The organism is Streptomyces sp. AB3(2024) (genome assembly GCF_041862025.1).
Classification (GTDB): domain Bacteria; phylum Actinomycetota; class Actinomycetes; order Streptomycetales; family Streptomycetaceae; genus Streptomyces.
In genome coordinates this window covers 21133-32371 of the sequence record NZ_JBGWAB010000095.1, presented here as the reverse complement: position 1 = coordinate 32371, position 11239 = coordinate 21133, and the positions used below count along the sequence as shown (strand labels likewise).

The window sequence follows — 11239 nt, the reverse complement described above, 5'->3', positions numbered from 1 at the left end:
CGGCTCGTTGACCCCCTGCTTTTATTGTGGCCGCCGGGGGGCGCCCGGCAGCCGACGGCCTGCGCGGGGTACCCCCCCAGGCGCCCACCCCCGCCCGGGCCGCCCCCCCCGCGGCTCCCCCCCGGGCTTCCGCCGCCACCCCGGCGCCCGGCCCGGTCCGTGGATCCGGCCCGTCGGCCGTCACCGCGGGCTCCGCCCCCGGCCACCCGTCCACGGGCCCGGGGACCGCGGACGACGCCCCCGCGTGGGCCGGGTTCGGGATCGACCCCGACGAGCTGCCCGACGGGCTCGTCGTCGCCGACCACACCGGCCGGGTGATCTGCTTCAACCGGGCCGCCGCCCGGATGACCGCCACCGACCCCGGCCAGGCCCTGGGCGCCCGCATCGACCGGGCGCTGCCGCTCGAAGACCTCGAAGGCCGCCGCTGGTGGGCCCTGACCGACCCGTACGGCGGCCTCGCCACCCGCCGCGGCCAGCCCGAGCGGAACCTGCTCCTGCCCGGCGGCCGCGAGGTGCTCGTCTCCGCCCGCTACGTCCGCAGCCACCCCACCGGCCCGCTCAGCCGCCTCGTGGTCACCCTGCGCGGCACCGAGGCCCGCCGCCGCACCGAACGCAGCCACGCCGAGCTGATCGCCACCGTCGCGCACGAGCTGCGCTCCCCGCTGACCTCGGTGAAGGGCTTCACGGCGACCCTGCTCGCCAAGTGGGAGCGGTTCACCGACGACCAGAAGCGGCTGATGCTGGAGACCGTCGACGCCGACGCCAACCGCGTCACCCGCCTGATCGCCGAGCTGCTCGACATCTCCCGCATCGACTCCGGCCGCCTGGAGGTGCGCCGCCAGCCGGTCGACATCGCCGCCGCCGTCGGCCGTCACGTCCAGGCGCTCACCGCGAACGGCCAGGCCCCCGAGCGGTTCCTCGTCCGGGTGAGCCGCCCCCTGCCCGACCTGTGGGCCGATCCCGACAAGATCGACCAGATCCTCGGCAACCTCCTCGAAAATGCGGTGCGCCACGGTGACGGAACGGTCACCATCGACGTGGCGCCGCACGAGAAGGGAACCGCCGTCACCGTGACCGACGAAGGCCCCGGGATCCCCGAGGAATCGATGGGCCGCGTCTTCACCCGCTTCTGGCGGGGGAGCAAGCGCGGCGGCACCGGCCTGGGCCTGTACATCGTCAAGGGCATCGTGGAGGCCCACGGCGGCGCCATCACGGTCGGCCGCGGCCCGGGCGGCGGGGCAGAGTTCCGATTTATCCTGCCCGTGAGCGCACCGGCCTACCTCACGCAGTAACCCTGCGGAGCGTCTCGCCAGGCGGCCCACGGGCTCCTCCACCCCCGACGGCCCTTAGACTCGTCCTTTGGCACCTTTGTGTCTCTGCGTCGATCGGTCTGATCGTGCCGTACGGGGACCCACCAGCCAGCCATCGGAAGTACGGGAAGAGATGTCGGCACCGAACAAGTCGTACGACCCTGTCGAGGTCGAGGCACTGAAACCGGAAGAGATCGAGCGCATGCGGGACGAGGCGCTCGCCGCCTTCGCGTCCGCCGGCGACCTCGACGAGCTCCGCGAGGCGAAGACCGCGCACATGGGCGACCGCTCGCCCCTGGCGCTCGCCAACCGGGAGATCGGCGCCCTGCCGCCCCAGGCCAAGGCCGAGGCGGGCAAGCGCGTCGGACAGGCCCGCGGCGCCGTGAACAAGGCCTTCGGGGCCCGTACCGTGGCGCTCGAAGCCGAGCGCGACGAGCGGGTGCTGGTCGAGGAGGCGGTGGACGTCACGCTGCCCTACGACCGCGTGCCCGCCGGCGCCCGCCACCCCCTGACCACGCTGATGGACCGCATCGCGGACATCTTCGTGGCCATGGGCTACGAGGTCGCGGAAGGCCCCGAGGTCGAGGCGGAGTGGTTCAACTTCGACGCCCTCAACTTCACGCCCGACCACCCGGCGCGCCAGATGCAGGACACGTTCTTCGTCCGGGGGCCCGAGGGCACCGAGGGCGACGAGTCCGGCGTCGTGCTGCGCACCCACACCTCCCCGGTGCAGGCGCGTTCGCTGCTGGAGCGCAAGCCCCCCGTCTACATCGTGTGCCCGGGGCGGGTCTACCGCACCGACGAGCTCGACGCGACGCACACGCCCGTCTTCCACCAGGTCGAGCTGCTCGCCGTGGACGAGGGCCTGACCATGGCGGACCTCAAGGGCACGATGGACCACATGGTCCAGGAGCTGTTCGGCGAGGGCACCACCACGCGCCTGCGCCCGCACTTCTTCCCCTTCACCGAGCCGTCCGCCGAGATGGACATGCAGTGCTACGTGTGCCGCGGCGCCTCGGTGGGCAACCCCGACCGCCCCTGCCGCACCTGCTCCAGCGAGGGCTGGATCGAGCTCGGCGGCTGCGGCATGGTCAACCCCAAGGTGCTGACCGCCTGCGGTGTGGACCCGGAGAAATACAGCGGGTTCGCCTTCGGCTTCGGCATCGAGCGGATGCTGATGTTCCGTCACAACGTTGAAGACATGCGAGACATGGTCGAGGGTGACGTTCGTTTCACCCGGCCCTTCGGGATGGAGATCTGATGCGGGTCCCGCTTTCGTGGCTGCGGGAGTACGTCGACCTCCCCGCAGGTGAGACCGGCCGTGACGTGGCGGCCAAGCTCGTCGACGCCGGCCTGGAGGTCGAGACCGTCGAGCAGCTCGGCGCCGGGCTCAAGGGCCCGCTCGTCGTCGGCCAGGTGCTGACGATCGAGGAGCTGGAGGGCTTCCGCAAGCCGATCCGCTTCTGCACGGTCGACGTCGCCGGCGCCAACGGCACCGGCGAGCCGCAGGAGATCGTCTGCGGCGCCCGGAACTTCTCCGTCGGCGACAAGGTCGTCGTGGTCCTGCCCGGCGCCGTCCTGCCCGGGGACTTCGCGATCGCCTCGCGCAAGACCTACGGCCGCACCTCGCACGGCATGATCTGCTCCGGCGAGGAGCTGGGCATGGGCGACGACGGCACGCACGGCATCATCGTGCTGCCGCCGGAGCACGAGGTCGGCACCGACGCGATCGAGCTGCTCCAGCTCGTCGACGAGGTCCTCGACATCGACATCACCCCGGACCGCGGCTACTGCATGTCCATGCGCGGTGTGGCCCGCGAGGCCGCCACCGCCTACGGCCTGCCGCTGCGCGACCCGGCCCTGCTCGACGTGCCCGCGCCGAACTCGTACGGCTACCTGGTCAAGATCGACGACCCGGCCGGCTGCGACCGCTTCACCGCCCGCACCGTGACCGGTCTCGACCCCGAGGCCCGCTCCCCGATCTGGCTCACGCGCCGCCTCCAGAAGGCGGGCATGCGCCCGATCTCGCTCGCCGTCGACGTCACCAACTACGTGATGCTCGAACTCGGCCAGCCGCTGCACGCCTACGACCGCTCGCGCCTCGACGGCGCCATCGGTGTCCGGCGCGCCGAGCAGGGCGAGAAGTTCACCACCCTCGACGGGGTCAAGCGCACGCTCGACGCCGAGGACCTGGTGATCACCGACAACAGCGGCCCCATCGGGCTCGCCGGTGTCATGGGCGGAGCCAACACCGAGATCGCCGACTCCGTCACCGACCCGGAGACGGGCGCCGTCACCGGCACCACGGACGTGGTCGTCGAGGCCGCGCACTTCGACTCCGTGTCGATCTCGCGCACCGCCCGCCGCCTGAAGCTCTCCTCCGAGGCCTCCAAGCGCTTCGAGCGGGGCGTCGACCCGCAGGCCGCCGCCGCGGCCGCGCAGCGGACCGTCGACCTGCTCGTGCTGCTCGCGGGCGGCACCGCCGAGGCCGGGGTCACCGAGCTGACCGCCCCGGGCGCCCCGCGCACCATCGCGATGCGCGCCGACCACCCCGACCGGGTCGCGGGCATGGACTACGGCCGCGAGACCGTCGTGCGCCGCCTCCAGGAGGTCGGCTGCGACGTCTACGGCCAGGACGAGCTCGTCGTCACCGTCCCCTCGTGGCGTCCCGACCTCGCCGAGCCCAACGACCTCGCCGAGGAGATCATCCGGCTGGAGGGCTACGGGAACCTCCCGTCCACCCTCCCGCAGGTGCCCTCCGGCCGCGGCCTGACCGCCCGGCAGCAGCTGCACCGCCGGGCCGGCCGCGCGCTGGCCGGCTCCGGCTACGTCGAGGCGCTGAGCTACCCGTTCCTCGGCGAGGGCGTCTTCGACCAGCTCCAGCTGCCGGCGCACGACGCGGCCCGCCAGGTGGTCAAGCTGGTCAACCCGATCTCCGACGAGGAGCCGGCGCTGCGCACCACGCTGCTGCCGGGCCTGCTCGGCGCGCTGCGCCGCAACGACAGCCGGGGCAGCCACGACCTGGCGCTCTTCGAGACGGGCTCCGTCTTCCTCGCCGGCGACCGGCCGGGCGTCGCCGTACGCCTGCCCGTGGACCGTCGTCCCACGGACGAGGAGATCGCCACCCTGAACGCGGCCCTGCCCGCCCAGCCGCGCCACGCCGCGGTCGTGCTGGCCGGGGCCCGCGAGCAGGCCGGCTGGTGGGGCAAGGGCCGTCCGGCCGACTGGGCCGACGCGGTCCAGGCCGCCCGCGCGCTGGCCGTCGAGGCCGGTACCGAGCTGGTGGTCCGCCAGGGCCAGTACGGCCCCTGGCACCCGGGCCGCTGCGCCGAGCTCGTCGTCGTCCTGAACGGCGTGGAGACGGTCATCGGCCACGCCGGTGAGCTGCACCCCCGCGTGGTCAAGGCGATGGGCCTGCCCGCCCGTACCAGCGCCATGGAGATCGACCTGGACCGCCTCGCGGCGGCCGGCGGCGAGGCCCTCCAGGCGCCCCGGATCTCCTCCTTCCCGGTGGCGACCCAGGACGTGGCGCTGATCGTCGACGCGTCGGTCCCGGCCTCCGAGGTGGAGACCGCGCTGCGCAAGGGAGCCGGCGAACTGCTGGAGTCCCTGCGGCTGTTCGACGTGTTCACCGGTGAGCAGGTGGGCGAGGGCAAGAAGTCCCTCGCGTACGCGCTGCGCTTCCGCGCGACCGACCGCACGCTGACCGCCGAGGAGTCCACGGCCGCGCGCGACGCGGCGGTGGCCCTGGCCGGCGAGCGGACCGGGGCGGTGCTGCGCGGCGCGTAGCGCCCCGCCGCAGAACCCGATCGAGGGGCCCTTCCGGATCACCGGAGGGGCCCCTCACTCATTGGGGTGAGAACAACGGTGACCGGGTGTCCGGTACGTCAGGAGGTCGACACAATCGTTCCGGCCGTCGAGCCGGAGGGGGAGGGTCCTACGGATGATCACGCGCGCGGAGATGCCCCGGATGCGCCGGGTGTGCGTCCTCGCCCGGGGCGCCCCGGTGTCCTGGGAGCCGCCGTCCTCCCCCGGACGGCCGGGGCCGAGCCTCACCACCTGCGCGGCCTTCCTGCTCCTCGCCACGGGCTGCGCGCTGCGCGTCCGCCACGGGCTGGTGGCCGAACTGCGCCGCTCGCGGGAGATCGCCGGAGCCACCCAGCAGGTCCTGCTCAGACCGCTGCCCGGGCGGATGGACGGCCTGGCGCTCGCGGCGGCCCAGCTGTCGGCGAGCCGGGGAGCCGCCGTGGGCGGGGACCTGTACGAAGCGGTGGCCACGGCGTACGGCGTCCGGGTGCTGATCGGGGACGTACGGGGCCACGGCCTCCCGGCACTGGGGGCGGCCGCCGCGGTACTGGGCTCGTTCCGCGAGGCGGCCCACGACGAGCCCGAGCCCGCCGGGGTCCTGCGGCGGATGGAACGCTCCCTGGAGCGGCACCTGCGCGAACGCGCCCGCGCCGAGCCCCCGTCGGCCCCACCGGAGCGGCCGCGGTCCCCGGTGGCGGAGGAGTTCGTGACGGTGCTGCTGCTCCAGATCGCGGCGGACGGTTCGGTGGAGGCCCTGAACTGCGGCCACCCCTGGCCCTACCGCCTCGACGCGGCACCGGTGTCCGTCCCGCCGGGCCCGCCGGCGCGCACGGTACGGCCGCTCGCGGGCGGCGAGACGCTGCCGCCGCTCGGGGTGGTCCCCCTGCCGCCGGACCTGCGGTCCCGGTACTGCGGGGAGATCGGCCCCGGCGAGGTCCTCGTGCTGTACACCGACGGCGCCGAGGACGCCCGGGACCGCCGGGGCCGCTTCTTCCCGCTGCGGGGCGTCCTCGCGCGGGCGCCGGCGCCCACGCCCGCGCGGCTGGTCGCGGGCGTGCACGCCGCACTGCTGCGCCACACCAGGGGACGGCTCACGGACGACGTGACCCTGCTGGTGCTCCGCAACGACCGGGGCGGCCGGGGCGAGCGCCCCTGACGGGCCGCTCCTCCGGCCGGGCCGGGTGCGTGCCGGCGGCGGAGCCGGACCGGCCCTGCACCGGTCCGGCCGTCTCCGCGCGACCGGCGGAGCCACTCCGCACCGGGCCGGTGGACGGGCCCGGTGCGGGTGCGGCCCGGCTCCTGGCGGGCGCCCGGCGACCAACCGGGCCCCGGCGGAGGCGTGGTGCGCCGCCCGCCTGCCATGGAGTGTCGGGCAGACAGCAGGGCGGGCGGCGCGGTGCCGGGTCGTCGCACTGTACGAGGGGGAGCCGACGACCCGGGCGGCCTCCTTGGCGAGGCTCTTAAGTGAAACCCCGCGGGGGCCCTCCGCGGCAGGGTGCGCATCGCATTTATGCGCGTACTCGATTCACACCCCGTGTGAATCGAGCGCACCGCACCCCGCGCGGGGCCCCCAGCCACTAGCCTGGATCGGACGAGCCCTTGGAGGGGCCCATGCAGCCCAACGCCCTGCTCGACGCCCTCCTCGCCGAGGCGGGCATGTCCCACGCAGGACTCGCCGCGCACGTCAACCAGGCGGGCCGGTCGCGCGGACTCGCGCTGCGCTACGAGCACACCGCGGTCTCGCGCTGGCTGAAGGGGCAGCGCCCCCGCGGCCAAGTGCCCGACCTGATCTGCGAGGTGCTCGGCGGACGCCTGCGACGGCCCGTCGCACTGGAGGACATCGGGCTCGGGATCCCGGGACAGCACAGCCCGCACACGACCCGGATCGGCGGCTTCGTCGACCGCGCCACCGCCCTGTGGCGCTCCGACGAGCTGGGCCGGCCCGCGCTGCTCACCGCCGGGGCCGTCACCGGGACCCCGGCCGTGATCCCGGTGTGGGAGTGGGAGAACCCGCCGGAGGACGCCGACGTGTCCCGCTCCGGCCCGCACCGGATCGGGCCCGAGCACATCGAGGTCCTGCGGGCTGCCCGCGCGCACTACGAGCTGATGTACCGGCGGGCCGGGGGGATGGCGACCCGCGCCCGGATCGTCCGCTTCCTCGGCAGCGAGACCGCTCCGATGCTCCGCGGCAGCTACCCGGACGAGGTCGGCCGCCTCCTGCACCGGGCCACCGGCTCCCTGGTGGCGGTCGCCGGGATCTGCGCGTACGACTCCGACGCCCACGGGCTCGCCCAGCGCTACTTCCACCAGGCGCTGCGGCTCGCCAAGGCCAGCGGGGACCGGGGGCTCGGCGCGTACGTGATCGCCCTGCTGGTCAACCAGTCGCTGCACCTGCGGGAGTACCGCCAGGCCGTCGCCTTCGCGGAGGCCGCGCTGCGCGCCGCCGGACGGCACACCACCCCGGCGCTGGCCGCGGACCTGTACGCGATGCAGGCCAAGGCCTATGCCCAACTCGGTGATCCGGTGGCCGCGTTGGCCTGCATCCGCAGCGCGGAGGCGGCCGCCGAGCGGATCCGGCCGGGCGCGGAGCCCGACGAGACGGGCTACGTACAGCCCGGACTGGTCAACGTCCAGGTGGCGGAGGCGCTGCTGAGCCTGGGGGACCTCGACGCGGCGCACGCCCAGGCCGCGGAGGCCGTGGGGACCCCCGCGCACGACCGGGGGCGGGTGCACCGGCTCGCGATGCTGTGCGAGATCCAGCTGCGCCAGGGCGAGGCGGACCGGGCGGTGGCCTCGGCGGCCGAAATGGCCGAACGGGCCAAGGGGATGGAGTCGCTGCGGCTGCGCGACCGGCTGCGGGCGGTCCGGGAACAGCTGCTGACCAGCGGGTACGCGGGCGCGGAGGAGACCGCGCAGCTCATCGACGGGGCGCTGCGCGTTCCCCTGTGACGGCAGGAACTGCTGCCATGTTGCCACCGACGGATGCGAAAGGTGGCACAACCGTGCAGTGGACGAACCTGAGTGAGCAGACCGTGTACAAGAACCGATGGTTCGACGTGAACCTCGCGGACGTGGAACTCCCCGACGGCCGGCACCTGGACCACTTCGTGATCCGGCTGCGCCCGGTGGCCGTGGCCACGGCCGTCAACGAGGCCAACGAGGTGCTGCTGCTGTGGCGGCACCGGTTCATCACCGACAGCTGGGGCTGGGAACTGCCCGCCGGGGTGGTCGAGGACGGCGAGGCCGTCGAGACGGCGGCCGCGCGGGAGATGGAGGAGGAGTCGGGCTGGCGGCCGGGGCCGCTGCACCACCTGATGACGGTGGAGCCGTCCAACGGGCTGACCGACGCCCGCCACCACCTCTACTGGGCGGAGGGGGCCACGTACGTCGGTCACCCGGAGGACGACTTCGAGTCCTCGCGGCGCGAGTGGGTCCCGCTGAAGCTCGTGCCGGACATGATCGCGCGGGGCGAGGTCCCGGCCGCCAACATGGCGGCCGGGCTGCTCCTGCTGCACCATCTGCGGCTCGGCTAGCGGCCCTCCGCCCCCGGGTGCCCGCGCCGGGCGTCAGCCGTACGGGTAGAAGCCCGAGCCGGTCTTGCGGCCGAGGCGGCCCGCGTCGACCATCCGCTGGAGCAGCGGGGGAGCCGCGTACAGCGGCTCCTTGTACTCGGCGTACATCGAGTCGGCGATCGACGCGATGGTGTCCAGGCCGATCAGGTCGGACAGCTTGAGCGGGCCCATCGGGTGGGCGCAGCCCAGCTCCATGCCGTTGTCGATGTCCTCACGGCTCGCGATGCCGGACTCGAACATCCGGATCGCGGACAGCAGGTACGGGACGAGGAGCGCGTTGACGACGAAGCCGGAGCGGTCCTGGGCGCGGACCGCGTGCTTGCCCAGCACGTCCCGCACCAGGGCCTCGGCCCGCTTGACGGTCTCCTCGCCGGTGGTCAGGGCCGGGATCAGCTCGACGAGCTGCTGCACCGGGGCCGGGTTGAAGAAGTGGATGCCGATGACCTGGTCCGGCCGCGAGGTCGCGACGGCCAGCTTGACCAGCGGGATCGAGGAGGTGTTGGAGGCGAGGATCGCGTCCGGGCGGGTGATCACCTGGTCGAGGACCTGGAAGATCTCCGTCTTGACCTGCTCGTTCTCGACGACGGCCTCGATGACGAGGTCGCGGTCGGCGAACTCGCCGAGGTCGGTGGTGAAGGTGAGGCGGGCCAGGGTGGCGTCCCGTTCCTCCTCGCTGATCTTGCCGCGTTCGGCGGCCTTGGTCAGGGAGTTGTGCAGCCGGGTGCGCCCGATCTCCAGGGCCTCGCCCGTGGTCTCGGCGACCATCACCTCAAGACCGCTGCGGGCGCACACCTCGGCGATGCCCGCGCCCATCTGGCCGCAGCCCACCACGCCGACCCGTGCGATGTCGGTCGGGAGGGTAGAGAGGTCCGTCACATCGTGCCTTTCGCTGCTCATCCATCGCGGGTCCCCCGTACTCGGCAGTGGTAACTGCGTCCGGCGCCCGCCACGCCCCCCGACGTTACCCCCGTCCTTGCCCCCGGTGGCGGGGTGGGGCGGGCATGCTGGGCGCACGCGGAGCGATGTCACGGAACGGAACGGAGTCGTCACATGACGCACATCGGGCGGCGGGGGCTGCTGGCGGGGGCCGCGGGGGTGCTGGCCACGACGGCGGCGGCCGCCCCGGCGGGGGAGGGCGGGGCGGTGCGGGGGTCCGGCGGGGGGCGGGCGCCGGCCGCGGAACTCAGGGGGATGTGGATCGCCACGGTCGAGAACGTCGACTGGCCGTCCGGGGCCGGGCTGTCCGCGCGGGAGCAGCGCGCGGAGCTGACCGGGCTCCTCGACACGGCCGTGGAGCGGCGGCTGAACGCCGTGTTCCTCCAGGTCAGGCCGACGGCCGACGCCCTGTGGCCCTCGACGAAGGAGCCCTGGTCGCAGTGGCTGACGGGGGTGCAGGGGCGAGATCCCGGCTGGGACCCGCTGGGCACCGCGGTTGCCGAGGCACACGCGCGGGGGCTGGAGCTGCACGCCTGGTTCAACCCGTACCGGGTGGCCAACCACACCGATCCGCAGCGGCTCGTCGCGGCGCACCCGGCCCGCCGCAACCCCGCCTGGGCCGTTCCGTACGGGGGCAAGCTCTACTACAACCCGGGGCTGCCCCAGGTGCGGGCCTTCGTGCAGGAGGCGATGCTCGACGCCGTCTCCCGCTACCCGGTCGACGGGGTGCACTGGGACGACTACTTCTACCCGTACCCGGTCGCCGGCGAGGAGTTCGACGACGACGAGGCCTACGAGCGGTACGGCGGGTCCTTCGCCTCGCGCGCGGACTGGCGCCGCCACAACACCGACGTCCTGGTGAAGGAGATGTCGGACCGGCTGAAGGGCGTCCGCCCGGCGGCCCGCTTCGGGGTCAGCCCCTTCGCGGTGTGGCGCAACAGCGACCGGGACCCGCTCGGCTCGCGGACCCGGGCGGGCGTGCAGACGTACGACGACCTGTACGCGGACACCCGCAAGTGGGTCCGCGAGGGCTGGATCGACTCGATCGTGCCTCAGGCGTACTGGCAGATCGGCCACCCGTCCGCCGACTACGCCACGATCGTGGAGTGGTGGGCGGACACCGTCAGGGGCACGCGGGCGGCCTTGTACGTGGGGGAGGCGCTGTACCGCTGCGACGCCGACAGCTCCACGCCCGCCTGGCGGGATCCGGCGGAGCTGTCGAGGCACCTGACCCTCGCGGCGCGGCACGCCGAGGTCCGCGGGCACGTCTACTTCTCGGCGAAGCAGGTTGCCGCGGACCCCAACGGTGCGATGGCCAGGGTCGTCGCCGACCACTATCCGACGACGGTGGCGCCGCGTTGAGCCGGGCTGCCACCCGGGTCAGGGGGTGTGCTCGGCCGGGTGCTTGACGACGCAGTCGGGGCCGGGGGACATGACCGCCTCGTGGCCGTCCGTGAAGCGGACCCGGTAGGGAGGGGTTCCGTCCTCGCCCAGCACCTGGGTGATCTCGCCGACCTTGTCGTGTTGTCCCACGACCCGGCCGTGCTGCACCAGCTGGTCGCCCTCAGTAGCGTGCATAGCTGACCTCCTCGGTGGCGGTCCGATCCGGTGTTA

The 11239-nt window shown here is 73.9% G+C and carries 9 protein-coding genes; 7 read left to right on the top strand and 2 right to left on the bottom strand.

What is annotated here, in order from left to right:
* Window positions 1-26: 26 nt before the first annotated feature.
* The 6 genes from ACEPPI_RS28955 to ACEPPI_RS28930 all read left to right on the top strand — a co-directional run bounded on the left by ACEPPI_RS28955 (window position 27) and on the right by ACEPPI_RS28930 (window position 8650).
* Window positions 27-1292, top strand: a complete 1266-nt coding sequence (locus ACEPPI_RS28955) for an ATP-binding protein (protein WP_373918219.1) — start codon at window positions 27-29, stop codon at window positions 1290-1292.
* A gap of 151 nt (window positions 1293-1443) precedes the next feature.
* Window positions 1444-2571, top strand: a complete 1128-nt coding sequence (pheS, locus tag ACEPPI_RS28950; RefSeq protein WP_356215661.1) for a phenylalanine--tRNA ligase subunit alpha — start codon at window positions 1444-1446, stop codon at window positions 2569-2571.
* Window positions 2571-5099, top strand: coding sequence for a phenylalanine--tRNA ligase subunit beta (gene pheT, locus ACEPPI_RS28945; RefSeq protein WP_373918218.1), 2529 nt, complete (start codon window positions 2571-2573; stop codon window positions 5097-5099). The genes pheS and pheT overlap by 1 nt, the downstream gene beginning before the upstream one ends.
* A 154-nt stretch (window positions 5100-5253) precedes the next feature.
* Window positions 5254-6273 carry a PP2C family protein-serine/threonine phosphatase gene (locus ACEPPI_RS28940; RefSeq protein ID WP_373918217.1) on the top strand — a complete coding sequence of 340 codons (1020 nt, stop codon included), beginning with the start codon at window positions 5254-5256 and terminating at the stop codon, window positions 6271-6273.
* A 455-nt stretch (window positions 6274-6728) separates the two neighbouring features.
* Window positions 6729-8066 (top strand): transcriptional regulator, encoded by a 1338-nt coding sequence (locus ACEPPI_RS28935; RefSeq protein WP_373918216.1) that lies wholly within the window; start codon window positions 6729-6731, stop codon window positions 8064-8066.
* A gap of 53 nt (window positions 8067-8119) precedes the next feature.
* Entirely contained in the window at window positions 8120-8650 is a 531-nt protein-coding gene (locus ACEPPI_RS28930) for an NUDIX hydrolase (RefSeq protein WP_280914984.1), read from the top strand.
* Window positions 8651-8683: 33 nt separating this feature from the next.
* On the opposite strand, the gene ACEPPI_RS28925 is transcribed toward ACEPPI_RS28930, so the two are convergent.
* Window positions 8684-9586, bottom strand: coding sequence for a 3-hydroxybutyryl-CoA dehydrogenase (locus ACEPPI_RS28925; protein WP_373918215.1), 903 nt, complete (start codon window positions 9584-9586; stop codon window positions 8684-8686).
* A gap of 153 nt (window positions 9587-9739) precedes the next feature.
* Between ACEPPI_RS28925 and ACEPPI_RS28920 the strand changes: the two genes are divergently transcribed.
* Window positions 9740-10987, top strand: a complete 1248-nt coding sequence (locus ACEPPI_RS28920; RefSeq protein ID WP_373918214.1) for a glycoside hydrolase family 10 protein — start codon at window positions 9740-9742, stop codon at window positions 10985-10987.
* 18 nt (window positions 10988-11005) lie between these two features.
* Here ACEPPI_RS28920 and ACEPPI_RS28915 read toward each other — a convergent pair whose 3' ends face one another.
* Window positions 11006-11203, bottom strand: a complete 198-nt coding sequence (locus ACEPPI_RS28915) for a DUF1918 domain-containing protein (RefSeq protein WP_373918213.1) — start codon at window positions 11201-11203, stop codon at window positions 11006-11008.
* Window positions 11204-11239 lie beyond the last annotated feature (36 nt).